Genomic DNA, 26,917 nt, shown 5'->3' with positions numbered 1-26,917 from the left:
GAGTATAAATATGCATTTGAATGCATATTTATATTTTCAGGTCACGTGCCGTTCCGAAACCGACCGCCGTTGAAGTTGTACGTGGGCGGTCGGTTCCACTCCTGCCTACGTCAGAGCAGTCTCCTCAGCATCGTTCGTACTTGCCCTTGCGGCGCCAGAGAGAATGTCGACCTTCGGCAAGCCACTCCCCAAAGCCATTTCCCTTAATCCATCAATCTTTCGCCACCACCGTGTCGTAAAGACCGTAGTGGGTCAGCCCCTCGTGGCTCTCAATGCCCGTGTAACGAAGCGACGCATCTTCATAGCGACGGAAGGCAAAAACAGCCTGGTTCATCTGCTCGGTGTTGAACACCTTGAGGCGGACGAGCAGATGGAAGTCCTGCACCGTCAGACCGGTGACCGCAAGAAACAAATCCGGCTCCAGCTTGGTGATCACGTCCTGGAGGGTATTCTCGCGAAAGTCTGTGAGGTACATGAACGCCGGAATGCGGGTAGCGAACTTGATCAGCTTTTCCTGCACCAGTTTGCGCTTGGACTTATATTCCTTTTCCTCCTCGGAGAGTTCCTTCTTCTCCACGGCCGACAAATCCTTGTCCTTCGCCTTCTTCTTGAGATCCTTGACTTTGCCGCTTTTGTTGATGATGGTTTCGATGATGTTGTCGCCCAGCGCGCGCCAGCCCTCGATGCGCTCCACAGCGGCCATCGCCTCGGGGTTGTCCATGATGCGCCGGAGCGTGTCGTTATCCACGTTTACCAGCAGGGCACTCTCCCACTTGCGCGCCAGCAGCGTGGCCGAGGTTCCCGCCATCGCGATGTCGAGAATACCGCCCGCGTCGATCTGCGTCATGTTCGCGCCGTCGTAGGCCAGTACGGGTAGGAATGCGACGAGATCCTTGACGGCGTTCTCTGGGTTCGGCTCGTTTGGCGATAGGCCGATGCCGTACTCAGAGAGTTGCCGCAGGGCACGGGTCGGCGCAAAGTCGAACACAAAACAGACCGGCTTGAGGATTTCCTCCTCGTTCGGATTGTCGCCGTTGGGATTCTTGATGGACCAGGGCGATTGCACGCGGAACGCCGCCTGAAAGTAGGTTTCTGGCGACTTGAGGTTGCGCAGCATCAGGATGGACGACCACTGTGGCACGGTCACACCGGTGGTCAGTTTTCCGCAGGAGAGCGTGATGCTCTTGGTCTCAAACCCGCTACCGATTGCCTTGCGTACAGGTGGCAGCGCCTCTAGCCCGATACCCGCCGACGCACCCGCCGCCACGATTGCCGTGTACTCATGCCAGAAGGTGTTGTGCTTTTCTGCCAGCAGATTCGCCATTGCTTGGCAGGCAGCAACACTGGGCAGAAACCAGAATGAATGTTGCAGGTAAGGCAGCAAACGCACGTCGGAATACGGAAACGGCGGCCGCGTACCCATCTTCAGATGCTCGACCGATTTGACCGTGTAGCCGCCGCGAATGATGTCCAGCCACTTCTGCACATCGCTCTTGTGTTTGAAGGTTGCCGCCTTGCCAGACCCCGATGCGTCAAAGAAAGCGTTGAGGTCAAATTCGTCGAACTCCCCGCCGCTCGCAATCGCCAGCAGTTCATCGGGCATCTGGTACGTCAGCAAACGCATTTGCGGCAGTGCGCCGTAAGGGTTCCGTTTCCCTGGATTCGTAGCTGCGAAGGCTTCCTTGGCACGCTGCTCATCGGTATAGGTCCAGTTGAAAATCTGTTCCTCGATGAACTCACCGGTTGCTAGCGCCTTGAAGGGTGTGCCGGAAAGGTATAGATAAGCCCGCGTGGTGATGGGCAAGAACTCCGCTTCTTTCTCCGAGAGCACGGCGAGGTCTTCGTTCATGTCCGTAAGGCCCTCGGCGTATTCGATCTTGGCCTCCTTCTTCGCCACGGACTCCTCTTCACCCTCGAACAGTTCTTTGGCGGTATCACGCCACGCGCCGAAATGGTATTCATCGAACACCACAAGATCCCAGTTCACCGTGTGAAGCCATTCGTTTTTGGCCTTGATGTTGCCAGCAGCATCGCGGCCGAGCAAATCCTGAAACGAACCGAAATAGACGACAGGCTTCTTGCGGTCGATCTGTGTCGGGTCGCTGCCGGACGAGCGAGAAAGGTACTGCCAGCCATTGAAATCCGTATGGGAGTCAAGGTCCGTCTGCCAGGCATCTTCGACCGCGGGCTTGAAGGTAACCACCAGAACACGTTTGGCACCGAGCTTCTTCGCCAGTTGGTAAGAGGTGAACGTCTTGCCAAAACGCATCTTTGCGTTCCATAGGAAACGCGGGGCGGCGTCTTTGTTTTCGGCCCAGATCGACTGGTAATAGTCGAATGTCTTGTCCACGGCATCGGCCTGCTCGCGGCGCATCGGAAAGGTTTCGTGATGCGTCCCCGCGAACCGCTGGCCGCTACGCAACTCGGTCAGCACGGTTTTTACATCATTGACGTTACAGCGCACCCATTCCAATTCTACGTTCGCGAAGCCTTTTCGAACCAGCGCTGCGCGAACTTCATGGTCACTAAAAATGCTGCCGTCTTCGCACTCAGCGAACTCGTCGACTTCGATTCGATAGTTCTTGATAGCAGCCGTCTTAAGCTGCTCGGCGACGCGCTGCTTCACGTCGCGCGTGGTTTGTCCTACCTTGAGAAGCCCCTTGTGCGCAGCGTCGGCAATCGAGTATGCGTAGATACGCGGCCGCGCTTCCGGCTTGGGCGCGAGGATTTCCTCTGTGGTCGGTTTACTCATCTGCATCATTGTCGAGAGTCATCGCCCTGACTTGAGACTCGATATACGCCTGCTCCTGCGTGGTGATCTTATATTTTTCGTAAAGGGCTTCGTCCGTCCAAGTGCGGTCCCACTTCTGGATCGGAACCCAAGTATAAGCAGCGTGTGTCGCATCCTGAGTGATCTTGCGCAAGGACACTAGGAAACGAAAAAATCTGGTAGTGTAATATGATTGAAGACTCTTGGCCGCTTTTTCCGAATCAACGGAAAAGAATAGAAACGACTGGGTACAAACAGAAGGTGATGGCGCGATCAACGGCTTTCCCAAAATCTGATGTGGAATGCCATCGCCCCCATTGTACGCTTTTGCAACAAGAACTTTCCAAGTGTCGATGAGATGCGCGCTCTTGGTAACTTCCTTCCGCCCGATATAGCCGACACTGCGTTTCATCGTGCGAATGTAGTAGAGCGGTAAATCTCCGACACGCTCCGTTTCATGGAAACCGTCGAAATTCGATGTCCACCCAAACTCCTTGTCACGTGCAAGTATCGTGTTGATAGACGGCTCTGAGTGCTTCTGCACTTTTCTCAGAATTGATATGGCGCGGCCATCCCGCACAAAGACGTCGTACTCTCCGAGATTGCGCACCATCGGCCCAACAATCTCACTACCCCGAATAGTCGTGACATTGCAGTCGCTGTTGTGCGCCGCGTCCCACAAAAAGTAGCAGACGCCCGCCTTGACCTCGACCCCCGGAAAAACATCATTTGCTGCCGGATAATCTACGAGTTCGCGCATCCGCCGATCTCCGAGCATCGTTTGCCGGAACTCGCTAAGTCCAAGACCAGAAGCCATCCAGCGGGACGGGATTACCATGGTGAGGAAATGCGGCTCCAGCTTCTTTGCCTGCTCTACGAAATGCTGATAAATCGGCACATCGCGCGTGCCGCCGTCCGAACCAAGCTGATACGGCGGATTGCCAATGATCACGTCGAACCGCATATCCCTTCCAAATAACTCGGCAACCCGAGTTCTGATATCGTCAGTGTGAATGAAGGCATAGGCATGAGTTTCCATGTCTTCGCTTCGGTCATAAGTCGCTTGATTGGCACCGCAAAAGGCGCATTTACCATTCGCCCAAGCGTGCTCGGTACGGTGGAACCAGATATTGCCCGAATCACTGTCGAAGCCCCTGGCGACGGAGTGCTCCCCATTCGCGTGCTTCGAGCAATACACGCTACGGCGTGCCAGCAGGCTAGTGAGATGCGTAATGCCAATCCCAAAGACCTGCTGGGTCAGGATGTGGTTTACGCGCTCTTGAAGGTTCGGGATTACGCGTTCGAGCCCCTTGGTAAGTCGCCGAGTGATTTCCCGAAGGAATACGCCAGACTTAGTGCTCGGATCGAGGAATCTCACCTTCTTATCGGCCCAGATGTTCGCGCCGTCGTGGCCGGCGGCCCAAGCTTCGGCGAGTGTATCCAGCATCCGGTTGGCGAACTCGGGCGGGGTAAATACTTCGTCGTTCGAGAGATTCGCAATGCAAGTCAGCACGTCTGGGTTGCGGCCGCGCAACGTGAAGGAAGCCTTCCCGTTCATGCCTCCCCCTGTGCAGTGTCGCCGGTTGCCAGATTGGCAAGCTCGCGCACGGTCATCGGTGGGTAGGTCTTCATTGGCGTGAAGATTTCATGCTCGGCAAATAGCGAGCCTTGTTCGACATGGTTCGACATGCCCGTGAGGATGTCAAAGCGGAAGTCACGGCGCTGGAACTTGCCTTTTCCGAGGTAACCCCATTCGGCAAAGGTGATCGGTTGTCCATCGCTTGCCAGCATTTTCAGGGCATCGCCATGGACGAGATTCCACGAAAGCACGCAAAACGCCGTTCGGTACAGTTCGTCTGTCGCCTCAATATTCAGGTACTCCGCGAAGATCTCCAACAGGTTCGCGCGGCACTCTGCTATGTTGTCGGCCAGCAGTTCTATACCGTAAATGCACATCAACGCGTACAACCCAAAGTGTCGCCGTTCGAAGTCCGATTTGCCATACTTGAGTTCGACGGTCGCGAGCTTGCGTTGCAGGACCCGAACCAAGAAGTTCCCGCTTCCGCACGCCGGCTCCAGAAAGCGGGAGTCAATGCGCTCCGATTCGTCTTTGACGAGATCGAGCATGGCGTCGACCATCCACGCGGGGGTAAACACCTCCCCATGATCAGCGACGCGTTGTTTTGACTTAACAAGTGTCATGGGCGTAACAGGTTTTAGGTGGTAACGGATCACAACTCTTGCATTATGCCTGACCTCCGCCCGGCGCTGGATGCGCATTGAGCGCCTGCCGTTTGGCGGATATTAGAACGGTAGGACCTTGTCGACTACTTAATTGAAGGTGCCACTCCGCAAATGGTGGCTTCAGGGTCCTGTGCAGCCGTAGGCCGCCAGAAGGCCGCGGGCCGGTTGTGGCCGGACCGTGGCCTTCACTCTCGAGCTCACTGGCCAACTTGGCTGAGCTGACCTGCGAGCGTCTCGACCCAACCCAAAACAGACATTCACCGCCTCGGTGGGCCATCGGCAGGTTTCTGAGCGGAGCTGTCGCAGAGTCACGGCTGTCTTAGAAAACGTCGGACAAAGTTTTCAATCAATGAAGAGGCCCTATCGAATGCTGCGGTTAATAGTCAACCCTCACAGCCCTGCCCGTAGAGGAAGCTTACGAGCCCTACGCCACGCGAAGTATTCCTCTACCGTCTTGGCATGTTTTGCCTGATTGCATGATTCGCAGCAGTAGGTCACGTTATCAATATCGTCACGACCACCTTTGGCTACTGGGGTCATGTGATCCAAGTGCCCCCTTCCACCAAGAGGAGTGTCGCAGTATGCACATCGATCACCAAGCCTAAATCGAAGTTTCTGTAGATCTCTGTCCGTGTATCCTGAGCCGCCCGCCGCATACTCGCGTTCCCGTCTTAACCTAGCTCTCGCCGCAGCCCCCTCTGGATTCGCACTATCGTATGCCTTTACGTGAGCGCGCATACATGCACGGCACTTTCGCCTGAATCCACCACTTGGCGTTTGTCCGAAGTAATCCCTGGTCATCGGGAGAGATTGTCCGCAGTCCTTGCAGGTCTGATATAGCATTTCCTTTTCCTTCTTCTTTTTAGCTTGAGTCGCAACCTAAGCCGAACAAGAGGCAGATCTCTTTCGCACAATGACCTTCGCTCTGGGCGACGTTACTTTCACGTTTTATGCGCTTCTTCAAAACTCACTTAGGCTTAAATGCACTCCCCGGCGCTCGAGGCGTCCAGTTAGTGAAACCGGATTTTCGGTGGGCAAGTTCGATCCTCTCGGTACGCTTACGTGCATAGTGCTCGTCCCACAACTTCACGCGTTCTCGAATCTGCTCGTCAGCCCTCTTCAGCTTCTCCAACTCTCGTCGGCATCTTTCTTCGATGATCTTGAGCGCTACCCGTTCAGCGTCCGATAGATCGAGACACGTTGCCAGCCGTCGCGCCGTATCTGAAAACTGCGTGAGCATGGTGTTCTTCGAGGGGGTGAGAGGTACCACCCGCCCGGATATCCGGCCGCCGGCCTTACTCTTGCTTCCCATATCGCCCCCTCAGTCTAGAAATGACCGCAGTTTCTCGATTGCGGCACGTCGCTGCTCGCGCTGCTCCGGCGTTTCCTTGTCCGCCGCCTTGGCCGTTTGCCGCACGATGTTCGGGGGCAGCACTCCCTTCTCGATCAACCGATCCTGATCTGCCTTAAGATGCGCCGCCATGAGCTGCGCGCGTGTGGGTTCGTCTTTCTGCATACCTACTCTTCCTCCCGCTGCTTCGTGACCGTGGTGGCTAGATTGGCGCCACTTCGGACAGTTGAGCACCATTCAGACTCCTCTACCTCCGCTACCTCGGCACGCCTGCCCGTGTTTCTCAAGCTTTCCTGCATGCCATGGCTTTATTGTCCGACCTAATGCTCTCTCAAGGCGTTGACTGTCGAGTTATGTAAACTATTGAGGCCACACTTGACCAGCTTCGGTGAAGCGCACCTATGATCACGATGCGATGCGATGCGATGCGATGCGCTCCGCCTCAACCGCAACACGCTGGGCATGTGACTTCACCGAGAGCCGGTCGGTCGGCCACCGTATCGAAGCTACAACCCCTTCGCCTACAGTGAAACCTGCTCAGATTCAAGCAAGGAGAAGCCCTGTGAACCTCGATGAACTGGTTGCCAACTACATCAAGCTGCGTGACAAGAAATCCCAGCTCAGAAAGCAGTACGACGAGAAGGTGGTGAAGATCGACGCCGTGATGGACAAAATGGAAGCCATCATCCTCAAGACCTTCCAAAACTCGGGCATCGATTCTGCCCACACCAATGCCGGCACTGCTTACCTTTCAATACGTACAAGCGCGTACGTCACAAATCGAGAAGACTTCTTTACTTGGGTACTCGATGATACTGAAAATCGAATTTCATTTTTTGCAGACCGCGTCAACAAAGCAATGGTCGAGGAGTTCAAGGCTGCCAATGGCAACCTCCCGCCAGGAGTGACCTACAGAAGTGAAGTCACTGTTGGCGTTCGCCGTATATGAGAAATTGATTCTGAAGCACTCTTTATCCCAACAGGGCAAAGAAACCAATGCCGAACATCATTCCTTTCGAGTCTGGCGAAATCCCCTCCTTCCTTGTCGATGCATTTAAGGTGTCATTCGACGATTTTTATAGCAAGAAGCAGGTGTGCATACCCATCATCAGCATCAAAGGCAAGGTTTTCCACGTCAAGCGCGGTGATGAGAAGATCCTCGTTACCAAGCCGGAAAGTGACGGCGAACCTGCCGCGAGCATTGAAGTCATCGTGCTGAAGGCGCACCCCGGTGTCGCCAAGACGTACTACATCAAAGGCGCCGCGAATAACTCGGTCGAAAAGCCAGACTGCTACTCCAACGATGGTGTTGTTCCGGATGCCGACGCAAGATCTCCGCAGGCCAAAAGGTGTGCAGCCTGCCGGCACAACGAGGTAGGGCCGAAGGTCGCCGGAGAAGTTAAGAAAGACAAGGCGTGTACGGACAAGAAGCGTCTTGCACTGGCCCCGGCGGGTCAGATCAACGACGTAATGCTCCTGGACGTTCCGGCAGCTTCGCTGACTAGTTGGGATCTGTACATCGACCTACTGAAGAAACGCGGCGCCTTGCCCCCGGCTGTCATCACTAAGATCGGATTCGACTACACCATGACCTACCCAGCCCTGGTCTTCAAGCCGGTCGGGCTCATCGACGAAGTCATGGCGGCCAAGGTACAAGAGGTGCTGGACTCTGACGTCTTACAGGACGTCTTCGGGGGTGGAAACAATCTTGCTGAAGTCGATAACAGCTTTGAAGTAGATATCCGCTCAGGCAAGGCGACACGCACTCTCAACGATGAAGAGCAGAGTACGGTTTGCGGACCCAATGGGATTACGAAGGCGATCAAGATCGACGAAAGCGATGCAGCAGATCTGGATAAGATGCTCGCGGACCTAGATTTGAGCGACGAAGAGTAAATCGCACTATAAGCGGTTGCAGCACTTCAGACCGGGGCGTCAAGAAGACAAGAACGCTAGGCGCTCATGCGCCCGCGCATCTTGCTCCAGTGGCGAATTGCGGTACCCGAATTGAAGAACCTGGCCAATGTATTCCTTGAGAAAGGCTGCTGCGCTCCCTGCGGACTCGTATTGTGAGACGTGCCGGCATTCGTGAGAGAACACACGTGCATCAGCCCGGGATCCCCATCTCAAGAAGATCCCATAGCCCGTGGTTAGCCCCACCGTATCGGGCCCGAGCAAACCGACTGCCCGCGCAGCGGCATGCAGTTCTGGCTCGGGCGGCTGCGGAAAGGCGTCGAGTTCGAGTATCCGAATGCGTTCTGGATAGCGCACGCCCACATGGTCAGCCAGCGCGAGCTCGCGGTCGTCGAGTGCCTGACCAGTTGCCAAAGCCTGTTGTTCAAGCGTTTCGACCCAGGCGATTGCTGCATTCTGAAATGCAGCGGCGGTCAAGATAGGCGTGCTCATGGATGAAAACCGATTAGACGCCTGCAATTTGCAGGCCGTTGCATTTTAAGCTGTAAGTTTGGATGTAATAACAGAGTTGGACAATGAATTTTCAGACCGTGTAAGAGCACCGTCAGACAGTTCTTCGAGTTCAGCTGACGCTCCAGCGACAGGCTCTTTGGTGTTTTCTCTGGCAGCTTCTGGCCGGACTGAGACCTTCACCATTGATGCGGCAAGGCCGAACGCCCCCGAGCGTCTCGACCCGACCCACAGCGTTCATAGAGGCTTCCGCAAAGCTGCCGATCAGCCGGACGGGTCTCCCGAGAGTTTCGCCTCTCGGAAGCTGCCGCTCGCCACCTCACACACTCGGCCACGACCCGTCACTGGCCACCCAGTCCGGATAGCGGTCATCCGGGCGAGGCGGTATGCTACCGGCCTGTATGCAAGTCGCTCGCATCGACCCTGAAAACTGTTGACTGCGGTTTTTCATGCCTTGTTATTCTGCGTTTCACGTAGTTTCTGCTTCTAAACAGTAACTTGTAGGGCAAGTTATCAAGTATTCCGATGTTGCGCGGACGAAAGTGTCGCCAGAAAACAAAGTTATGGTTCAAGCTTTGTGCACCATCACAATCTAGGGAGGCCGCTATGACAGAAAAAGCAAAGTTCCGCTACTCCGCTCAGGATGGCGTGCTGGAACTTGAGGGGTCAGAAGAATTCGTCACGAAACACTTTGAAAGCCTCACAGACATTGTTCGTGTAATGGCAAGGCACCTAACAGTAGAGCCAAGAGCGGAAGTTCCTCCGACTGCGAGCGAGCAATCATCCGCTGGAACGACGACGCAGCAGAGTGAAGCCTCTGAGGTGGAATCTCTAGCAACCTATCCGTCAGTGTTTTCCGAGATTAACGGAAAGCTTAAAATTGTTGCGGAAATTCCAGGCGCAAGCAAGAAACTCCAGATGACAAATGCTGCCTTGCTCTACTGCTATGGAGCTGCGCTAATGGGGGATGAACAAGTACCCTCAAAGGTAATTCGCGAGATTTGCGAAGAGCATGGCTGTATCGACGGCCCAAATTTCGCCAAGATATTTGATGACAAAACAGTGTTTTTGTCCGATGGCGTGAAGGGTGGAACCAAGCAAATCAAGCTTACTTTCCAGGGGCGCAAGAAGGCAAAGGAACTGCTTGCCAATGCCTAGATCCCAAGTTCAGGCTGTTCTGGAGGGAATGTATCCGAAGGAAATTGTCACACACATCGTCGACTCATTTCTTGAGGTTGAGCAGAACTACCGCCTCGAAAAGTGGAAGACGAGCGAACTTGACGCGGGCCACTTCGTTGAAGCCGTCCGACGTCTAATCGAACATGAACTACAGGGAAGCTATACCCCTTTTTCAACTGCGCTTGGATCATTCAGTCAAGCTGTTCTCGCTCGCTATGAGTCGAGTACTGGCGCAGAAGAGTATCGAATCCTAATTCCGCGTGTTCTATACGCCATGTACTGCGTAAGAAACAAGAGGGGGGTTGGACATATTGCGTCAGTCATCCCTAATAAGCTTGACGCATCATTTATCTTGCACTCATCTAAGTGGGTACTTGGAGAGTTAATTCGTTTGGCGAGTTCTGCGGCGCCAGAAAACGCTAAAGAACTAGTTGATCAAGTACTGTACAAGCAAGTCGATCTTATTTGGGATGATGGCGAAACCTTCATGGTCTTGGATAAGAAGTTAAAAGCGACAGACAAAGCACTGCTGATTTTGTATAGGCAAGGCCGCCTCGCTTCTGAGGATTTGCGCACCAAGATCGATTACAGGAACAAGACAACCTTTAGAAGAATCCTTGAAGAATTACAGAAGCAAAAATTCATTGCAATAACAACGGATGGTTATTGCAAGCTATCTCCACTTGGCAATCAACTTGTGGAAAATCTCATCTTAAAAACATAACGCTACGCTCCAGCGGACCGCCAAAAGCTTCGCTTTTGTCGCCCCCTGAGCTCCACGTTGAGCGGCAGCTTTCTTCAAAGCCCAATGGCGGCATCGGGTCGGCTTGCGACCGACGACTCGTCAGATTCGTCGCCGGAAAGCAGTCGTTGGAGTTTCGCTTCCCCTAAGCTGCCGCTAGCAGACAAGTCGTCTCGACCAAAATTGGTTCCTGGGCTTGCCCCAAAGCCACTGAACGGGCAGGCTGACGCCCAAATCCAGCTTGAGTGCGGCCAAGAGGGAAAAGTGCTCGAAGCATGATGTGCTCATGTGAGCATTGGTTTGTCGCTCATTCGTCAGAGGAGAAGCAATGAGGAAAATGCGGACTACTGCGCGAATCAAGCCTGGCCGCTTTCTCGCGATCCCGCTGATAGCTCTCAAGCGGCCTCATGTCTCGGCAGGCGATCAGGTCGACGTAACGGTAACGGCCCATGGCCGCATCGAGGTAACCAAGGTTCTTACACCAGCCGAGAAACGGATAATCGATTTCCGCGAGCGGCTTCGCGTTGGTAGCCAGCGACGACGCTTTGCGCTCTCGTTGGCAGCAATCCCAAACGCCGGCGAGGACGACGACTTTAGTCGTGTCTAGGGTGAGATTTACCTAGCCTTAAAGAAGGCACGTCAAGGCACGGAGGACCAGGTTCCGTTGAGTGAGTGGGCGGAAAGGCTAATGAGCGCTGCTCAATCGGTTCCTATCAACTCGTGACTGCGCCCCGCCGCGAGCGCCCCTCAACGACTATCATGCTCGCTTGTTGCAGGCATCTTCAAAACGAACAGCAAGCTCGACCAGAGACAAACCGATTGCCTCGCACCACTGTTTAAGTTCAACAATGTCCAGTCGACGCTCGCCGCGTTCGCACTTGCTGATGAACGTCTGTGTCGCGTTTAACCGAGAAGCGAGCTCAACCTGCGTTACCCCAGCAACATCGCGCGTACTCCTTAGAAGCGTCAAAAGCTGCGCATACTGCTCTGTGTGAATGGATTTTTCCATCGGCGTGCCATGCATGGATACGCCGACAGCTTGAAGTCCAAAACAGAATAGTCCAAAATCGGCTATTCAAAACAGAGAACCTGGTTGCGCCTCTTGAGTAAGTGCGCCGACTGGCTTCGCCATGCCTCCCGTTGGCGATAAGGTTGCCTTTTCCTAACATCACCATCACTGGACCTGACATGAAGTCCTTGAGCGACGCGTTGAACATGATGCTGGAAAGCGCCGATAAGTACCGAGACGCGAAGGAAGCTGAAGCGTCTCAGACACAACCCTCCGCTGGCGCCACTGTTGAACACCTCCCTGACGTGGAAAACCTCTCTCCGCTTGAGGTCATCTATCAGTTAAATAAAGAAGATGGCGTTGAGGTTATGGGCGACTCGCGAAGCGTGTTCGCAACTTTTGACCGCGTTACGGAAAAGCTTACTGTTTATGCAAGGCGCCCTGAAATGGTCGATGTCATACCGTACCGTACGGTCAGTATCCTCGCTGCACTCGAATGCGCTAAGGATGAGGGAGCCAGCTTCACCATTTGTGGCTCTGAGGTTATCTGCGCTTTGAAAGACGTTACGGCGCCCGGCTCTTCATACGGAGAAGCGGCGTTGCGTGCTCTCCTGAAACATCAGCGCAAAACAAAGGGCCATAGCTTGGGCTCCGCTTGTCTGCTGGGACTTGACGGAACATGATAGGCCTGCCGTCTTCACCCGTTCGGGCTCGCCCGCGGCTGCGGGCTGCGCTTGCGGGCGGCTCCTTGACCCCTTCCGCTTCGCTTCCTACAGGTGGCTTTTGCAGGATGGCCCTGGTCAAACGGTGAACCCGACCTCTCGTCGACTTGCCCGAGGCGGGGACTTGATGGCGGCGTGCAGGGCCGCCATGTCACCTACGAGCACAACCTGCTCGACGCCGCGGGTCAGCGCCGTGTAAATCAGGGAGTGGTCTAACAGTCGACTCCTGACCAAAGGGATTGCCACCCGGCGGAACTGTGACCCCTGAGCTTTGTGGCATGTAATGGCATACGCCAGATCGATGTCGGCAAGGTCGCCGACCGCCAGGATATGACGGTCGCCCTCGAAGTCAGCCACGAGGACACACTCTTCGGAATGCACCTCGACGACGGTCCCTAGGCTTCCGTTCATCAAACCGCGGTCATAGTCGTTCCGGAGATAGACGATGGGGTCACCCTCTGCGAACGAATACCCGTTAAGACGTGCTCTCCCTGCCGAGAAGCGATGATGGAACGAGGTGTTGAGGTCATTGACGCCTGCTGCGCCATTTTTGACGGAGCCAACGACACGCCAGTCATCGCCCGCCCAGACTCGTGCTAACTCGAATAGCGCGCTAACAATTTCATCGCGTGTGCACCTGATAGCTGACACGCCAGGTCGCGCTCCGCAAAACTCTGCAAGCGCCGGTAATTGATGGTTCCTAATAGCCGCTGCAACCGCGGGTATGCCTGTTGATGCGGCTTGGCGGTGCACCTGGGTAAGATGTTGCTTCGGCACCGCATCGCTGGTGGCAAGCCGGTGAAACGTCAGCCCGAAACCAATGGGCGGCAGCTGCGCCGGGTCGCCAACGAGAAGCAGTCGAGAACCGTCTGGCAACTGCGACAGAATTCGGTAGAGCGTTGGCAGGTCGAGCATCGACGCCTCGTCGACCACCAGCACCGTCCGTGGCGCGAGCTCCAGTTTTCCGGACCGAATTCCAAGCAGAAACTTTGCAATGGTCATTGCAGGCCGGCCCGTAGCCTCACCCATTCGCTTGGCCGCTCGACCAGCAAGTGCCAACTGGAGTATCGACCAGCGATGGGCCTCCAAGACGCGAATGAGGCCCCCAAGCACAGTCGTCTTGCCCACGCCAGCGCCGCCGAGCACCAAGCTGAACTGGCGGTTGGCTGCCATGCGGATAGCCGCCTTCTGCTCGTCGGTGAGCTTGATGCCCTGTAGGCCCTCGTATTCGGCGATTAACGCGTCCGTAGGAGCATCGGAAGGGGCGTGGAATAGGTAGCCCTGGGCAGGAGCCTTCCCCGCAATCATGGCGCGCAGGCGCGCCGCTATGCCCTGCTCTAGCGAGCTCACCCCAACGGGCTGATACCCCTGACCTGGAGACCCGACAATTGCGCCATCCTCCCGTGCCGCAGCGATTGCCTTGGTGCAGTGCTCCCTTCCGACTAGGGAGGTGGCGAGCTTGACTGTCGTGTCGTGCGAAGTCAGCGTGTGGCCGACATTGAGGCGGCTGTAGAGAGCAGCTTCTATCGCGCCAACCAGCCGCCGATGGTCCGTGCGAGCTATGCCCAGCTTCTGAGCCTCGGCATCCACACGGCTCCAACCGGCAACGGCCAGCAGGAGGTACGGGTTTGCGTCAATGGTAGCCTTTGCGGCGTCACCCCAGCACTGAACCAGCTTATCGGCCAAACGAGGCTCGAAGCCCATTTGGTCGAGATAAGAGACCAACTCCATCTCGGTCTTCCGGGCCAACCACCCTTCAACGAGGATGGCCGCGAGGGCGGGAGAAATGACCTTCCTAAGTCGCTCGACGTCGCTAGCCAGCAGAACGTCGCCCAGCCCCTCGCCAAACTCGTCATAGAGCTTGGCAGCCGTTGCCTCCCCGACGCCAGGAAACGACTTCGAACGTGACAGATACCGAACGAGCAGGCGACCCCGAGGGACGACGAATTGGCAGCGAGTCGCCTTGAGCTGCCGACCGTACTGCGGGTGCGATTCGTAGGCGCCATCTATGCGCCAAGTCTCGCCACGCACGGGAACCCGGGAAATAGTTGAGTATGGCGCAACCACTCTAACTCGCTGGCCAGCCTCGTCATCGCCAGAGAAGATTGCGCCGCCCTTACGAGCGTCGTGATACAGCAGCGCGCTGACCGAGAGAGTTACTGCTTCAGGCATCGTTCAGGGGTACGGGCGGGGGAACGCGGCGTCCGGTATCAATCATCATGTCCTGACGGCCGAGTTGCTGCTTGAGGGCCTTTAACTGCCGACGAAGTTCGAAGTTCTCAGCCATCAGCGCTGCATTCTGCTGCTCCAAAGCGCTAACTCGTCGTTCAGCGGCCTGGAGGCGCTTGTTTTCGCTTAACGCGGCGCTCTGGGATGCAGGGGTGGCCGCTTCTGCCGGAGCTTGCACGCAGTCCTGTGGCGTGCTTGCACGCCGTTCCGCCCACGAATCAAGACCACGAGCGGCCTTCGCTTCCTCAATCGTCCGCCGTATGGCCGGGTTCTTGTAAATGCTCTGCTTTGGTATACCGGCGCTTTCAGCGATGGCAGTGACATTCAAGGTGCCGTCACGAGACACAGGGAGTAAGTCAGCTTTCGCCAGGTATGCCTCGACCTTGCGAAGGTAGTCCGCTCCAAGCGCCTTTCCGCTCAGCGTGCCCATGCGATGCCCTCCCCGACTCAATGCCTAGTTGCCAACCTTGGAATTCGCGCGGACCCAGTCGAGAAAGACCCGTGCGATTTCTGGTTCGACGATGACGTTCTTGCGCTTCGAGGCTGCCAGGTCGATGATGCTGCCGCGGTCTGCATCAATACTGACCAAGTCCTTGAAGTGTTCCAGTACCAACCACAAAGCTTTGCAGGCCAGCGCTTTTTCATTTGATAATCGAGAAAGTTCGTCTGCGCTCTCTGAGCGCTGCGTAGTCGAGGATGACAGTGCCGGATGCTCGCTCAGCCTCACCTCAAGGTCCGCTATATAGGCACGCAGGCGGTCGTTGTCGCGCTTTACGTTGCCCAACTCGAGTTCAACGGTATGAATAAGCGCCTGAGCAGCGGGGTCGGATACCTGGACAGCGTCTGTCCTAGACCGTATTGCCATGAAGTTCAGCAACAAGGCCTTGTAGCGCTTGTTCCGAAGCAGAGTGGTGAAGCTGCACGGCCTACCTTCCGCCAACTCGACTTGCTCCGCGACGGCCTTTGCCAAGTCGGTGACGTATTCGAACTTGGCTCGAGTTTTTCGCAGTGACGCGAGGTATCGGACGATTATTTGTTCTCGCTCCGCTACGACTTTGTCCTGATAGCCTTTGAACGGGTTCGTTGAGCACTTCTTCGTTTTCGTCGCAGCGGGCAACATTGGCTTCCTCATGCCACCACCTTCGGTAGCAACTTGAGTGGCCGGCTCGGAATCGAGTCGAGGTAAGAATCATCAGACTCGAGCATCTCCTTCAGGTCGTCCAGCGTGAGGTGGTGAGCTTCCACGATTGACCTTAACAGCCCTAGACATTCTGCCCCGGGATTGGCAGACGGCTCCAACTTCAAGGCAGCCCGAATGTTCCCCGTGTTCAATAGCAACTGTCGCCGCAGCAAATCGAACCGCGCCCGGATTTGCGGGCTTTCGAGCATCGGGAAGGCTTCACTCTCCTGCAGTCGGGCCAACACGTACTCGGTCGTGTCGGTTGGAAACAACGCTCGGCTGAGGTGCCTTTCTATGATTTCCGGCTCTTGAACATGCCAAGACTTCGTGCTTTTCCCGGCAGCAATTCGTTGGCGCATCACCTCGAGCACCTCGGCTGCCATCTGCCATGCAGCCAAGTCTTCAGCAAGGACATCACGGTTTTGCTCCAATGCGTCAAGCTCGTCGGCAGTGAAATCATCCGCGTCCTCTGCGGCTGCAATCCGCGCCTCAATCTCCGCTAACCCCTCAAGAACCTGTCGTATCCTTGCAGTGATGGCAGGGAGATGGTCTACAGAGCGCACAGCAAAGTGGCAGGGAGCACACCGTTTCCACCCCTTGAGTTGGGCCACCACCTCAGGTGGGCACTGGTTACCGTAAGGACAGATTTCGGTCTTGTTCTCGACCGCGCCGACTGCTCTGGTATCTCTCAGCACATCAAGGCCTGTCTTGCTCTCCTCCCCAAAGCTCAAACTGATACAGCCGTAAGCCGTAATCGTCTCATCGACGTTGGCCTTCAGGCTCTTCGACAAATTTGAGTTGACGTCATCCGCCTTGATGTAGGGACTTCTCTGCCCCGGGGCGGCACGCAGCATCGCCTCATAGCCCTGTTCATAGCCCCTCTGCCGCAGCGCCAAATTCTGCCGTTGCTGCTCTGCGTAGGTCTCTTCCTCGTCAGGAACGACATAGTGATAGACGGTAGCCTCAGTTTGTCCCGTCCAGTGTCGTCCAATGAGGTCCGCCGGAAGAATGCCAATAGCATGGGAAACAACGCTAACACGGGCGCTGTGCGGAGTGATGTCAGACTTTATGGAGACTTCACAAATCCGTGATTGGCTGCTCCCGTATTCACGCAGCTTCTCATCCATGCATGGGTCGCCGTACGCCACTCCAGGGGGCAAGAAGCGAATCAATCGAACCCCCTTTACCCCAACTGTGCCCAGAAGGCCCTGAAGGCCGCTTAGCAGCCGGCTCCAGCACGACGAGTAGAACTTGTCCGTATGTGGTCGCCCGTCAGGCGAGTGCGAAAACAATGGGAAAAAGCTTCCCCACTTACTTTCCGGATTGTTGTTGTAATAGACCTTCTTACTGAACCCGGGCTCATCAATCAACTCTCGCCACGCCCGCTGCTGCCTGAGAACTTCAATGACTCTGAAATTGACGAACGACTTCCAAGCCTTCGACTTCGTCTTGTCGGTATTGACATGAAGCTCCGAAAACTCCCGACCGCCAGGCCTATCATCAACATGCTGGTCGAACGCCAGACTATCGAGCCACTGAATATGGTTGTGTCGCAAGCCGGTGTAGAGCGAAACGATAATCTGATGCAGAGGATGCGGATGTGGAACCTTGGCTACATGCCCGCTCTTCAGCCGCCTTGCTTCGGCGTAGAAAACATTGGGAATCAACCTCAAGGGGAATGCCTTGCCCTGATGGAAAACCACGGGGATGAATCCGAAGACGTCTTGGCGCTCAAAGCAATCTATGATTGTCCGACGTGAACTGAGGCCAACGATGTCATTGCCGCTAAGTTCCCCGGCTACCGCCCGTTCTAGCAGGACGGCCGAAAGGGTCGCCAATGCTTCTATGTAGGACAGAAATAGCTTGAAGACACGCCGCGGAATGGGCCGCTTGTTTGTTCCAGTGGATTTTGTGAGAGCGGGGTAGTCATGCGTGTGAAGCGGCTGGCGAAAATCTTTGGCGCCAGGTAAGGAATCGCTGTACCGCTCAATAAATGCGAACAGTTGCGCGACTTGCTTGAGGAAACCGTAATGGGTACTAGCGCCCCATCCTCGGATTCGAGCGACTGAGTCAAGGAAATCAACAAAGGACATCGGCCGCAAATTACCATCGAGCAACCCCAAATCAGAAACAAAGACCGCCGATGTTAGCTTTGCTGGCATCGAAGGAAACTCATACTCAAAATCTGGGTTTTCGGCATACCAGTAAGGGAGGTAACCGAAGAGGTAGATGTTCAGGTATCCGAGAGCAGCAGTACGCTGTCTCTTGTTCTCCATCCGAACCTTGCGCAGGAACGTGCGTTCTATGCCAATCCAGGTTTCTGCGTTCGCCTTCAGGTTGAACTCCAACCCGGGAAGCCGTTCCACCCTCGCCAACGCCTCCGGTGCCATGGCAGCAGGGCTTAGCGCGGCTGCTTGCTCGACGAGGTTGGCGTTTCCCTTGCCGAGCGCGCTTCCGACACCCTCAAGCATTCTCGTCGGTCGCGTGTTCACGAGTACCGCGCGCCAGCCCGCGGCATTCACTGGCGAAGCATCGCCGTATTTGCGCTCTAGCAGGTCGGCAAGCAGCAGCATGCCAAGGTCACTGTGGCCGGAGAACTCCGTTTCGTCGTTGGAGGCCTTTAGCGCCAGCATGTCTTCGTAGTTGACGTCGGCTGGCTCAAGCCACCCTCCAGCGATAATGAGCCGCTGACTCATCCAGACAAGGCGCTCGCGCTGTTTCGAGTTGTAGGTGTTGAACACATCTTCGGTCTGCTGCGCACCCTCGCGGTAGTCCAATGAACGAATAAACCGCAACAGTTCAGGCAAGTGCTCTAGCGGGCATAACTCACGCTTCCCGACAGTGGCGCCTTTGTAGCCGAGGTCCAAACCCCGCGGCCATTGAAACGAGAATGGCAGGACTATCGCCCGGCGGATGTGCAAAGCAATCAGGAAGGTTGAAAAGCCCCTGCGCAGCGGCGGAAGGTACGATTTGCGATACACGCTCTTGCCGCTACTCGTCACGAACGGGCTTCGCGTCACCGCTGCGTACAGATTGGGCGAGCAATGGCCAACGTTGGTGCTGACGAAGGCGAAGACGTCCCTCACATACTGTTCGTCGAAGTGCGCTCCACCTTCTCGCAGTATGAATCTCTCAATATGCGCTGGCAGTGCGGCCTCGAGGTGGCTCTTCGTCGTAACCGCGGATAGGTCGAGGTCTTGGAGTTCATACGCTTGTAGCACCCACTTACTGGCATCGCTGAGGGCTGCCACAACACTTTTGTGCAGTTCCTCACCAGTTTGGAGAAAAACGAGTTCGCTCTTCGTCGTGTTAATCATGCTGCTTGACTTTCGTTCTCTTCCAACTGAGCTTCCACCTCGGCGAGTCGAGACAACAAGGCCGCACGTTTGAGTTCATTGACTGAGCGCACTTTGCCGTTGCCGAACAGCATCATGTTCGCGTACTTCAGTTCGGCCTCCAGCAGGTCTCTGTCGTAACGAGCGTACTTAGCCGTGTCCTTCGCCTGACGATGTCCCATGAGCTTCTGTACGATACCAATCGGAAGTCCGTACGTGCCGTCTAGCCGCGGGAAGTAGTTCAAGAGATACGTCCCGTACATGTGCCGCAGTGAATGTGGCCCCTCTACGTGCTCAACGCCGGCAAGCTTGATGGCCCTATTCAACACCCCGTTTCTAGAGGAAGCAGCGGCAAGGAAATAAGGTCGCCCCTGTTCGCCGCCTCGCGTGTATTGGAAGACGAAGCCGTGCCGGGCGTGGGGGAGGTACTCGTAGCGCATGTATGCAGCCAGCGCCTCAAAAAACATTGTCGCAAACGGCTCGATGAGCAGGGTCACCGGCGTCGCCCTGCCTTTCCATACGAGAAGGTCCCGCTCCTCGGGGTCGAGTGCTAGATAGGACCGACAGCTTGGCCGGCTCTTGGGGGCCACCAGCCGCACTGCTTGGGCCTTCGTGTCGAGGTCGTCCCATAGAAGCTGCAATGCTTCGCTTATACGGCAGCCGCTTGCAGCGCAAAGGGCGTATAGGGCCTTATCCCGGTAGGTTTTGAGGTGACTTAAGACGTCGCCTACCTTGTCAAATGGGAATGCTCGTTCGTGCTCGTAAGTTATGTCAGGAACGGTGGTAGGCAGAACGCTTTCTTCAATCAGCTTGGGCCCCCTGGCAATAACGCCGGCCAACATTGAGTTAGTGATTAGCGCACGGCGTTGAAACGGGGGAATTTCGTGCTTGTCACCGATGCCAACGAGCAGGTTTTGCTCGTCTATGATGGCAGACCCAGCGCCGGCCTTGGTCAGCTCCAACATCTGCGCGCGAACTCGCTCAGAGAGCTTCAGGAACTTCCTAACCGCGGCATGCTTGGTAGCGGAGGACCTTCTAGAGATGTGTGGAGAGGGTAGGGTCTCGTCAATGCTGCGTGCGATGGCGTTACCTGAATTGGCCCCAAGCACCAAGTACTCGTCGTAGGCTTCAAGCACCTCCAGCAAAGTTTCATGGCTCGCACTGCCATTTTGCCCAGTCGGTGTCCAAATCGAGGCTTCGAACAAATAGTCGAAGAATTCGGCTAGCCACCTGCAGTAGTTGGCCCTGGTGTTTACAGAGCGTCGCTCGAGTGTCCGAGCAAAAACGTCAAAGGCGCGTATCGGGTGGCCGTCTGGGCCGAGCAGCCGCCACGATTGTTTTCCATGCAGCGTTGTTTGAACTAACGAGACATTTTTTAACACAGCTAACCATTGCAAGGATTCAATTGGCGATAGGCTAAATGACGTGACCATTATTCGCAAAATGCGAATAATGGTGGCTTGTGCACTGGGGACGGGGAAACTCTACGGAAGCGAGCGGATGAAGGGGCTCGAACCCTCGCATGGATTCAGCAAGCCACCTGCAGTAGTGGATCGTAAGCACCCGGCGAACCCACCTTCCCCTAGCCGCTTAGCCCAATGAAGATCGTGCCCATCAATCTTGATGGTGGACACTATGGACCTCGTTATCCCTCGCCGAGCCCGGCGCACGCACGGCGAAGCATTCAAGCGGTCGGTGGTCGCGGCCTGTCGTGAGCCCGGCGTCTCGGTGGCCGGCGTGGCCCTGGCCAATGGCCTGAACGCCAACCAGGTCCATCGCTGGCAGCCGAGCGACTGCACCTGAGCGAAACGGCAAGACGGGTTCGCCGGGCGCTTACGTTGGATCTGGTGTTTGCAGAACGTTGTTCAGGGGTCTGAGCGGAAACTTCGAGGGCGCGTGCCGGGTGACCGTTAGGGCCGAGCAGGTAACCATCGCAGGGATTCAACTGGCGAATGGCTAACCGACGTGACAGTTAGTCGAAAAATCAACTAATGGTGGGTTGTGTGCTGGGGAGAGGAAACTCTCGAACCCTCGCATGGATTCAGCAAGCCACCTGCATTAGTTGGCTCTGGTGCTTACAGCGCGCCATTCGAGGGTCTTGGGAAAACTCTGAGGGCGCGTACCGGTTGGTCGTCTGGGCCGAGCCGCAGCCACACCTGATTTCCATCCAGCGTTGTTAGAACTAACGCGACATTCTTAAGCACAACTAACCTTCGGCAAGGATGCAACTGGCGAAAGTCTAACCAACGTGACCTTTAGTTGCTAAGTGCAACAAAGGGTGAGTTTTGTGCTAAGGAGGGGAAACTATAGGGAAATGAGCGGGTGAAGGGAATCGAACCCTCGTCATCAGCTTGGGAAGCTGAGGTAATAGCCATTATACGACACCCGCGTTGAGACACTACTTCAGACCATCCTAACGTGCATCTGGCCCAGGCTGCAATAAGAACCCTCGTATGCAGCTTGGGAAGCTGCCGTTCTGCCATTGAACTACACCCGCTCAGACCGTCAGGAGAAGACGCAGTAATCCCGCGAGGGGACATGAGCGTCGTCCCCGTCGGGATTGCGATTATACAGACCCTTCTTACGAAGAGTCACCAGATGGAAGTCAGCACGCTTTCGCGTTGGGGCGATCGTTACATCCCCTATCCCCCCCGTTACAGTGGAGCATTCGCTTTTTCCATCCTCGTCTACCCACTACGGCGTCTGTTGATCTTGCGAACAACATAGTCTGGTTTTACGAGCCAGACACCGCATTGGGCTTACCTCGTTCCGTACAAGTAACAGAATTGGGAAGGTCCCGCCTTTTCGCCGGTGATGCTAGCGTCAGCGTGTCTGCACCAAGCAAGCAGACATCCGATCACGTGCCATTTTGGCCAGAGCCCGATGTAACAAGTTGCCTTTGGCTCTTTCATGCTTTACGACGTTTAGTGGCGGTTCACTTACGTTGACCATCCAATTCAGTCTAGCGCCTCATCCGGGTGCAACTCCCGAAATCACGCCAGACCCCTCACGGGATATGACGTACCCCGCAAGGTGGCTACATTGTCAGAGCGCTCAGCACCCCACCGTTACCAGTGGCGCACTGCTCCTAGACTACCGAGGGCTGAACCTCGGGTCCTGTCACCCTCGTGAGAAGGGCAGAACAATTACTTATACGGCCTTCGCCGTTTCGTGCCTTACGGCACTCTTTGAAAGGCTGAGTTTCTGTGCGCCCACCGCAATGGTGGTGATCCCGCAATGGGATCGCGTGGCACAGAGGCTACAGCTAGCCTTCGACTCGGCTCGAGTCGCACGCTTGGGAAGCTGAGGTAATAGCCATTATACGACACCCGCCAGGGCGGCCTGCCGTGCTGGCGACCGCGATGGAGGCCGCCATTCTACTGGGGCGGGGGGCGGCAATGCAACGACGGTCTGGTGGCTTCAGGTGGACAGCCGTTCGACGGCCTCGCGCAGCCGGGCGGGCTCGTCCATCTTCAGGATGCGTTGCACCTTGGGTGCCAGGTCGCTTAGATCGGCGCGCAGGACCTGCTGCTTGATCTCGAGGATGTTGCCTGGGTGCATCGAGAAGTTGCGCAGCCCCATGCCCAGCAGCAGCAGGGTGTAGTTCGGGTCGCCCGCCATCTCGCCGCACACCGAGACCGGCACGCCGTAGCGGGCGCCGGTCGCGATCGTGGCGCCGATCAGCTTGAGCACCGCCGGATGCAGCGGGTCGTAGAGGTGCACGACGGCTTCGTCCGAACGGTCAATGGCGAGCGTGTACTGGATCAGGTCGTTGGTGCCGATCGACAGGAAGGACAGGCGGCGGATGAACATGCCCAGAGACAGCGCCGCGGCGGGGATTTCGATCATGCCGCCGATCTGCACGGCTTCGTCGAACTTGAGTTTCTCGGCACGCAGCTCGGCCTTGGCCTTGGCGATCAGGGCCAGGCACTGGTCGATCTCCTGCGCGTGCGCCAGCATCGGGATCATGATCTGCAGCTTGCCGTGCGCCGAGGCGCGCAGCAGGGCGCGCAACTGGGTCAGGAACATCTTCGGCTCGGCCAGCGAGTAGCGCACCGCACGCAGCCCCAGGGCCGGGTTGGGTTCGACGCGCGCCGGGGCACCGGCCAGCGCCTTGTCCGCGCCGACATCAAATGTTCGGATGGTGACCGGCTTGTTCGGCAAGGCCTTCAGCACGGCGCGATAGGCCTCGTACTGCTCTTCCTCGTCGGGCAGCGTGTCGCGGCCGATGAAGAGGAACTCGGTGCGGTAGAGGCCGATGCCGTCGGCGTTGGCAGTTTTCACAGCCGGCAGGTCCTTCGGCCCCTCGATGTTGGCGAGCAGGTTGATCGTCTCGCCGTCGAGCGTGGTGGCGTGGGTGTCGCGCAGCCGGTTGAGCTTGGAGCGTTCGATCTCCAGCTCGCTGCGGCGCAGGCGATATTCCTCGACGATCCGTTCATCGGGGCCGACGATGATCACGCCACGCGTGCCATCGACGATGACGAGCTCGTCGTCCTCGAGCAGGTCGCGCACGTGGTGCAGGCCGACGACCGCGGGAATCTTCAGGCTGCGGGCGACGATGGCGGTGTGGCTGGTTGGCCCGCCGACGTCGGTGACGAAGCCCGAGATGTTGTGATCGCGAAAACCGATGGTGTCGGCCGGCGACAGATCGTGGGCGACAACGATGGTGCCCAGCCCGTCGCGGCGCTTCGGCGGCAGGTGGCCCGGGTGGCCCAGAAGCACCTTGACCAGGCGCTCGACCACCTGCACTACGTCGGCCTGGCGCTCGCGCAGGTAGGGGTCTTCGATCTGGCGGAACTGCTCGACCAGGAGCTCCATCTGCTGCACCAGCGCCCATTCGGCATTGCAGCGCCGCGTCTCGATGAGGTTGCGCGCCGTGTCGATCAGCAGCGGGTCGGCGAGCATCATCAGCTGCAGGTCGACGAAGGCGCCGACCTCGCTGTGCGTCTGACCCGAGGTGGCGGCCGCCTTCAGGCCGATCAGCTCGCCCTGCACGGTGGCGACCGCGTCGTCAAGGCGGGCCAACTCGTCGGGCAGGTGCCTGGGCTGGACGTGGTAGTGATTGACCTCTAGCAGGGCGTGCGAGATCAGATGCACGTGGCCGATCGCGATGCCCTGCGAAACCGGCAGGCCGTGGAGGGCGAAGGTCATGCCTATTCTCCCTCGCCGAACCTGTCCGCGATCAGGTCCTGGATGGCCTGAAGGGCCTTGTCGGCATCTTCGCCGGCCGTGTCGATGGTGATCGTGCTGCCACGGGCGGCCGCCAGCATCATCACGCCCATGATGCTCTTGGCGTTGACCCGCCGCCCATTGCGCTCGAGCCAGACCTCGCAGGGGAAGCTGCTGGCGAGCTGCGTCAGCTTGGCGGACGCGCGGGCGTGCAGGCCCAGTTTGTTGATGATCTCGGCGTCCGCCTTCGGCATGGTGTGCTCCCCGCAGTGTTCTTGTGCGCGCTCTGAGGCGCCTAGGTTGATTCGATGTGCAGCACGCCGTCACAGCCACCGGATACCGCGCGCTTGAGCAGCGTGTCCATGTCGCGCTCGCGGTAGGTCAGCACCCGCAGCAGCATCGGCAGGTTGACGCCGGCGACTGCCTCGACGCGGCCGGGTTCGATCAGCTTGGCGGCGACGTTGCACGGCGTGGCGCCGTAGATGTCGGTCATCACCAGCACACCGTATCCGCTGTCGGCCCAGCCGAGCATCTGCCGCGCCTGCGGCAGGATGTCGAGCGGGTCGTCCTGCGCCGACAGGCCGAGCTGCACGATCTGTGGCGGACGTTTGTTGAGCACGTGGCAGGCACACTGGATCAGCGATTCGCCGAGCGTGCCGTGGGTTATCAGGAAGATTCCGATCATGTCGTCTCGCTTTTCTCCGCTGGCGATTCTAGCCGATGGGGACGCCGCATGGCCTGGCTGTGCGCGGGGCTTCGAGGGAGCTTGGAGAGGTGGGCGAATAATGACAAGCGCCAAGTCGAGATGCCAAGTCCATGATCTTGAACAAAGATCTTGCTTTGAGGTACGAACTGCATTTGTTAGAATATATTTGCTGAAATATTCCACAAACGAGAAATGCCCCTGATCGGGCAGCCTGCAGGAGTGCCAATGACTGACAAGAAGGATCCAATGATCCCTGACGGGGCCGTCAACCCCATCGACACCGACTATCAGGTCGGTCAGGACAACATCATCGTCAATGTCGGCCCCTTCGGGCTCGACATCCACAACCGCGTCTTCGCCATCTCGGGCTTGCTCGTGGTCGCCTTCGTCGTGTTGACGCTGGCCTTCCAGAATCAGGTGGAGCCGATGTTCAGCGGCATGCGGAGCTGGCTGACGTCCAATCTCGACTGGTTCTTCCTCGGCGCGGGCAACATCTTCGTGCTGGTGTGCCTGGTCGTGGCGTTCTCGCCGCTGGGCAAGGTGCGCCTCGGCGGCACGGAGGCGACGCCGGACTACTCCTACCTTGGCTGGTTCTCGATGCTGTTTGCCGCGGGCATGGGTATCGGTCTGATGTTCTTCGGCGTCTCCGAGCCGCTGTCGCACTTCGGCAGCGCAATGGGTGGCACGGCAGTCGAGAACGGCGTGCGCACCGACTGGGCGCCGCTCGGCGCTGCGGCGGGCGATGCCGAAGCCGCGACCCGCCTCGGAATGGCCGCCACGATCTTCCACTGGGCGCTGCACCCGTGGGCGATCTACGCCATCCTGGCCCTCGGTCTGGCGCTGTTCTCGTTCAACAAGGGTCTGCCACTGACGATCCGTTCGGTGTTCTACCCGCTGCTGGGCGAGCGCGTGTGGGGCTGGCCCGGCCACCTCATCGACATCCTTGCTGTGCTGGCGACACTGTTCGGCCTCGCGACCTCGCTCGGCTACGGTGCGGCGCAGGCCAGTTCCGGGCTGAATTTCCTGTTCGGCGTGCCATTGGGTGACACCACCCAGGTGCTGCTGGTGATCGGCATCACCGCGATCGCGCTGGTGTCGGTGGTCGCAGGGCTGGATGCGGGCGTGAAGCGCCTGTCCGAGATCAACATGGCGTTGGCGCTGCTGCTGATGCTGTTCGTGATTCTGGTCGGCCCGACGCTCGATATCGTCACCGGCTTCTTCGCCAACCTGGGCGCCTACCTGCAGCACCTGCCGGCGCTGTCGAGCCCGGTCGGGCGTGAGGATGCCAACTTCTCGCAAGGCTGGACGGCTTTCTACTGGGCGTGGTGGATCTCGTGGTCGCCCTTCGTCGGCATGTTCATCGCCCGCGTGTCGCGTGGGCGCACGGTGCGCGAGTTCATCGTGTCGGTGCTGATCGTGCCCTCGCTGGCCTGCGTGTTGTGGATGACGGTGTTTGGCGAGACCGCGATCACCCAGCTCGTCCGCGACGGCTACGAGGCGGCGAGCAAGGCGGAGTTGCCGCTGCAGTTGTTCACCATGCTCGATGCGTTGCCGCTGGCGCAGATCACCTCCTTCATTGCCATCGTGCTGGTGGTGGTGTTCTTCGTCACCTCGTCCGACTCGGGCTCGCTGGTCATCGACGTCATCTCGGCTGGCGGCAAGGTCGATGCGCCGGTGCCGCAGCGCGTGTTCTGGGCCGTGTTCGAAGGTCTGGTGGCGATTGCACTGATCCTGGGCGGCGGCCTGGTGGCGCTGCAGGCGATGGCAGTGTCGACCGGCCTGCCCTTTACCGTGGTGCTGCTGGTGGCGAGCATGGCGATCATCAAGGGGTTGGCGTCCGAGCCGCGCGCGGCCTGA

At 57.3% G+C, this 26,917-nt stretch carries 22 protein-coding genes and 1 tRNA gene; 7 read left to right on the top strand and 16 right to left on the bottom strand.

Annotated elements, in window-relative coordinates:
• Nucleotides 1–211: 211 nt before the first annotated feature.
• From CGK74_RS04330 to CGK74_RS04310, 5 genes are all read right to left on the bottom strand, one after another.
• Nucleotides 212–2,752 (bottom strand): DEAD/DEAH box helicase family protein, encoded by a 2,541-nt coding sequence (locus tag CGK74_RS04330; protein ID WP_038011349.1) that lies wholly within the window; start codon nucleotides 2,750–2,752, stop codon nucleotides 212–214.
• Nucleotides 2,745–4,328 carry an Eco57I restriction-modification methylase domain-containing protein gene (locus CGK74_RS04325; RefSeq protein WP_004257743.1) on the bottom strand — a complete coding sequence of 528 codons (1,584 nt, stop codon included), beginning with the start codon at nucleotides 4,326–4,328 and terminating at the stop codon, nucleotides 2,745–2,747. Before CGK74_RS04325 ends, CGK74_RS04330 begins: the two co-directional genes overlap by 8 nt.
• A complete protein-coding gene (locus tag CGK74_RS04320; protein ID WP_198291503.1) occupies nucleotides 4,325–5,050 on the bottom strand; it encodes an N-6 DNA methylase in 726 nt (241 codons plus the stop codon). The genes CGK74_RS04325 and CGK74_RS04320 overlap by 4 nt, the downstream gene beginning before the upstream one ends.
• Before the next feature lie 354 nt (nucleotides 5,051–5,404).
• Nucleotides 5,405–5,752 carry an HNH endonuclease gene (locus CGK74_RS19455; protein ID WP_004257749.1) on the bottom strand — a complete coding sequence of 116 codons (348 nt, stop codon included), beginning with the start codon at nucleotides 5,750–5,752 and terminating at the stop codon, nucleotides 5,405–5,407.
• A 583-nt stretch (nucleotides 5,753–6,335) separates the two neighbouring features.
• Nucleotides 6,336–6,530, bottom strand: coding sequence for a hypothetical protein (locus CGK74_RS04310; RefSeq protein WP_004257752.1), 195 nt, complete (start codon nucleotides 6,528–6,530; stop codon nucleotides 6,336–6,338).
• A 223-nt stretch (nucleotides 6,531–6,753) separates the two neighbouring features.
• Here CGK74_RS04310 and CGK74_RS04305 point away from each other — a divergent pair, with 223 nt between their 5' ends.
• Both CGK74_RS04305 and CGK74_RS04300 read left to right on the top strand, forming a co-directional pair.
• Complete coding sequence (locus CGK74_RS04305; RefSeq protein WP_133091773.1) at nucleotides 6,754–7,314, top strand: hypothetical protein; 561 nt, start codon at nucleotides 6,754–6,756, stop codon at nucleotides 7,312–7,314.
• 47 nt (nucleotides 7,315–7,361) lie between these two features.
• A complete protein-coding gene (locus tag CGK74_RS04300) occupies nucleotides 7,362–8,261 on the top strand; it encodes a hypothetical protein (protein ID WP_094267244.1) in 900 nt (299 codons plus the stop codon).
• A 39-nt stretch (nucleotides 8,262–8,300) separates the two neighbouring features.
• On the opposite strand, the gene CGK74_RS04295 is transcribed toward CGK74_RS04300, so the two are convergent.
• The gene (locus tag CGK74_RS04295) at nucleotides 8,301–8,771 is read right to left on the bottom strand and encodes a hypothetical protein (RefSeq protein WP_083483071.1); all 471 of its coding nucleotides are present in this window, start codon (nucleotides 8,769–8,771) and stop codon (nucleotides 8,301–8,303) included.
• A 624-nt stretch (nucleotides 8,772–9,395) separates the two neighbouring features.
• Between CGK74_RS04295 and CGK74_RS18735 the strand changes: the two genes are divergently transcribed.
• Nucleotides 9,396–9,947 carry a hypothetical protein gene (locus CGK74_RS18735; RefSeq protein WP_133091772.1) on the top strand — a complete coding sequence of 184 codons (552 nt, stop codon included), beginning with the start codon at nucleotides 9,396–9,398 and terminating at the stop codon, nucleotides 9,945–9,947.
• A gap of 28 nt (nucleotides 9,948–9,975) precedes the next feature.
• Entirely contained in the window at nucleotides 9,976–10,692 is a 717-nt protein-coding gene (locus CGK74_RS18730; RefSeq protein ID WP_165770038.1) for a hypothetical protein, read from the top strand.
• A 775-nt stretch (nucleotides 10,693–11,467) separates the two neighbouring features.
• Here the strand turns inward: CGK74_RS18730 and CGK74_RS04285 are convergent.
• Complete coding sequence (locus tag CGK74_RS04285) at nucleotides 11,468–11,734, bottom strand: helix-turn-helix domain-containing protein (RefSeq protein ID WP_198291504.1); 267 nt, start codon at nucleotides 11,732–11,734, stop codon at nucleotides 11,468–11,470.
• 164 nt (nucleotides 11,735–11,898) lie between these two features.
• On the opposite strand from CGK74_RS04285, the gene CGK74_RS04280 reads away from it, so the two are divergent.
• Nucleotides 11,899–12,402: a hypothetical protein gene (locus CGK74_RS04280; protein ID WP_004257807.1), complete on the top strand. Its 504-nt coding sequence runs from the start codon at nucleotides 11,899–11,901 to the stop codon at nucleotides 12,400–12,402.
• Between the two features lie 117 nt (nucleotides 12,403–12,519).
• Here the strand turns inward: CGK74_RS04280 and CGK74_RS04275 are convergent, their stop codons facing one another.
• Genes CGK74_RS04275 through CGK74_RS04255 form a run of 5 tightly spaced genes read right to left on the bottom strand, consistent with a single transcriptional unit; the run spans nucleotide 12,520 to nucleotide 20,321 of the window.
• Nucleotides 12,520–14,613: an ATP-dependent DNA helicase gene (locus tag CGK74_RS04275; protein ID WP_038011327.1), complete on the bottom strand. Its 2,094-nt coding sequence runs from the start codon at nucleotides 14,611–14,613 to the stop codon at nucleotides 12,520–12,522.
• The gene (locus CGK74_RS04270) at nucleotides 14,606–15,100 is read right to left on the bottom strand and encodes a hypothetical protein (protein WP_094267242.1); all 495 of its coding nucleotides are present in this window, start codon (nucleotides 15,098–15,100) and stop codon (nucleotides 14,606–14,608) included. Before CGK74_RS04270 ends, CGK74_RS04275 begins: the two co-directional genes overlap by 8 nt.
• 24 nt (nucleotides 15,101–15,124) lie before the next feature.
• Entirely contained in the window at nucleotides 15,125–15,790 is a 666-nt protein-coding gene (locus CGK74_RS04265) for a hypothetical protein (protein ID WP_094267241.1), read from the bottom strand.
• Nucleotides 15,791–15,798: 8 nt separating this feature from the next.
• The gene (locus tag CGK74_RS04260) at nucleotides 15,799–19,167 is read right to left on the bottom strand and encodes a hypothetical protein (protein WP_004257821.1); all 3,369 of its coding nucleotides are present in this window, start codon (nucleotides 19,165–19,167) and stop codon (nucleotides 15,799–15,801) included.
• Entirely contained in the window at nucleotides 19,164–20,321 is a 1,158-nt protein-coding gene (locus tag CGK74_RS04255) for a tyrosine-type recombinase/integrase (RefSeq protein WP_157354080.1), read from the bottom strand. Before CGK74_RS04255 ends, CGK74_RS04260 begins: the two co-directional genes overlap by 4 nt.
• A 499-nt stretch (nucleotides 20,322–20,820) precedes the next feature.
• Between CGK74_RS04255 and CGK74_RS04250 the strand changes: the two genes are divergently transcribed.
• A complete protein-coding gene (locus CGK74_RS04250; protein ID WP_004257827.1) occupies nucleotides 20,821–20,988 on the top strand; it encodes a transposase in 168 nt (55 codons plus the stop codon).
• 514 nt (nucleotides 20,989–21,502) lie between these two features.
• Here the strand turns inward: CGK74_RS04250 and CGK74_RS04245 are convergent.
• The 4 genes from CGK74_RS04245 to CGK74_RS04230 form a co-directional block, all read right to left on the bottom strand.
• Nucleotides 21,503–21,574: transfer RNA gene (locus CGK74_RS04245), tRNA-Gly, on the bottom strand.
• A 1,031-nt stretch (nucleotides 21,575–22,605) separates the two neighbouring features.
• A complete protein-coding gene (ptsP, locus tag CGK74_RS04240; protein WP_094267240.1) occupies nucleotides 22,606–24,336 on the bottom strand; it encodes a phosphoenolpyruvate--protein phosphotransferase in 1,731 nt (576 codons plus the stop codon).
• A 2-nt stretch (nucleotides 24,337–24,338) separates the two neighbouring features.
• Nucleotides 24,339–24,608 (bottom strand): HPr family phosphocarrier protein, encoded by a 270-nt coding sequence (locus CGK74_RS04235; RefSeq protein WP_004257833.1) that lies wholly within the window; start codon nucleotides 24,606–24,608, stop codon nucleotides 24,339–24,341.
• A 41-nt stretch (nucleotides 24,609–24,649) separates the two neighbouring features.
• Nucleotides 24,650–25,039, bottom strand: coding sequence for a PTS sugar transporter subunit IIA (locus tag CGK74_RS04230; RefSeq protein ID WP_094267239.1), 390 nt, complete (start codon nucleotides 25,037–25,039; stop codon nucleotides 24,650–24,652).
• Between the two features lie 246 nt (nucleotides 25,040–25,285).
• Here CGK74_RS04230 and CGK74_RS04225 point away from each other — a divergent pair, with 246 nt between their 5' ends.
• The gene (locus tag CGK74_RS04225; RefSeq protein WP_094267238.1) at nucleotides 25,286–26,917 is read left to right on the top strand and encodes a BCCT family transporter; all 1,632 of its coding nucleotides are present in this window, start codon (nucleotides 25,286–25,288) and stop codon (nucleotides 26,915–26,917) included.

Origin of the sequence: Thauera propionica, assembly GCF_002245655.1 — a bacterium.
GTDB classification, from domain to species: Bacteria; Pseudomonadota; Gammaproteobacteria; order Burkholderiales; family Rhodocyclaceae; genus Thauera; species Thauera propionica.
This window is presented reverse-complemented; position numbering and strand designations above follow the sequence as displayed.

Excerpts from the sequence above, each read along its gene's own strand:
- CGK74_RS04330 (WP_038011349.1), bottom strand. The coding sequence starts at position 2,752 with ATGAGTAAACCGACCACAGAGGAAATCCTCGCGCCCAAGCCGGAAGCG.
- CGK74_RS04325 (WP_004257743.1), bottom strand. The coding sequence starts at position 4,328 with ATGAACGGGAAGGCTTCCTTCACGTTGCGCGGCCGCAACCCAGACGTG.
- CGK74_RS04320 (WP_198291503.1), bottom strand. The coding sequence starts at position 5,050 with ATGCGCATCCAGCGCCGGGCGGAGGTCAGGCATAATGCAAGAGTTGTG.
- CGK74_RS19455 (WP_004257749.1), bottom strand. The coding sequence starts at position 5,752 with ATGCGCGCTCACGTAAAGGCATACGATAGTGCGAATCCAGAGGGGGCT.
- CGK74_RS04310 (WP_004257752.1), bottom strand. The coding sequence starts at position 6,530 with ATGCAGAAAGACGAACCCACACGCGCGCAGCTCATGGCGGCGCATCTT.
- CGK74_RS04300 (WP_094267244.1), top strand. The coding sequence starts at position 7,362 with ATGCCGAACATCATTCCTTTCGAGTCTGGCGAAATCCCCTCCTTCCTT.
- CGK74_RS04295 (WP_083483071.1), bottom strand. The coding sequence starts at position 8,771 with ATGAGCACGCCTATCTTGACCGCCGCTGCATTTCAGAATGCAGCAATC.
- CGK74_RS18735 (WP_133091772.1), top strand. The coding sequence starts at position 9,396 with ATGACAGAAAAAGCAAAGTTCCGCTACTCCGCTCAGGATGGCGTGCTG.
- CGK74_RS18730 (WP_165770038.1), top strand. The coding sequence starts at position 9,976 with ATGTATCCGAAGGAAATTGTCACACACATCGTCGACTCATTTCTTGAG.
- CGK74_RS04285 (WP_198291504.1), bottom strand. The coding sequence starts at position 11,734 with ATGCATGGCACGCCGATGGAAAAATCCATTCACACAGAGCAGTATGCG.
- CGK74_RS04280 (WP_004257807.1), top strand. The coding sequence starts at position 11,899 with ATGAAGTCCTTGAGCGACGCGTTGAACATGATGCTGGAAAGCGCCGAT.
- CGK74_RS04275 (WP_038011327.1), bottom strand. The coding sequence starts at position 14,613 with ATGCCTGAAGCAGTAACTCTCTCGGTCAGCGCGCTGCTGTATCACGAC.
- CGK74_RS04270 (WP_094267242.1), bottom strand. The coding sequence starts at position 15,100 with ATGGGCACGCTGAGCGGAAAGGCGCTTGGAGCGGACTACCTTCGCAAG.
- CGK74_RS04265 (WP_094267241.1), bottom strand. The coding sequence starts at position 15,790 with ATGTTGCCCGCTGCGACGAAAACGAAGAAGTGCTCAACGAACCCGTTC.
- CGK74_RS04260 (WP_004257821.1), bottom strand. The coding sequence starts at position 19,167 with ATGATTAACACGACGAAGAGCGAACTCGTTTTTCTCCAAACTGGTGAG.
- CGK74_RS04250 (WP_004257827.1), top strand. The coding sequence starts at position 20,821 with ATGGACCTCGTTATCCCTCGCCGAGCCCGGCGCACGCACGGCGAAGCA.
- ptsP (WP_094267240.1), bottom strand. The coding sequence starts at position 24,336 with ATGACCTTCGCCCTCCACGGCCTGCCGGTTTCGCAGGGCATCGCGATC.
- CGK74_RS04235 (WP_004257833.1), bottom strand. The coding sequence starts at position 24,608 with ATGCCGAAGGCGGACGCCGAGATCATCAACAAACTGGGCCTGCACGCC.
- CGK74_RS04230 (WP_094267239.1), bottom strand. The coding sequence starts at position 25,039 with ATGATCGGAATCTTCCTGATAACCCACGGCACGCTCGGCGAATCGCTG.
- CGK74_RS04225 (WP_094267238.1), top strand. The coding sequence starts at position 25,286 with ATGACTGACAAGAAGGATCCAATGATCCCTGACGGGGCCGTCAACCCC.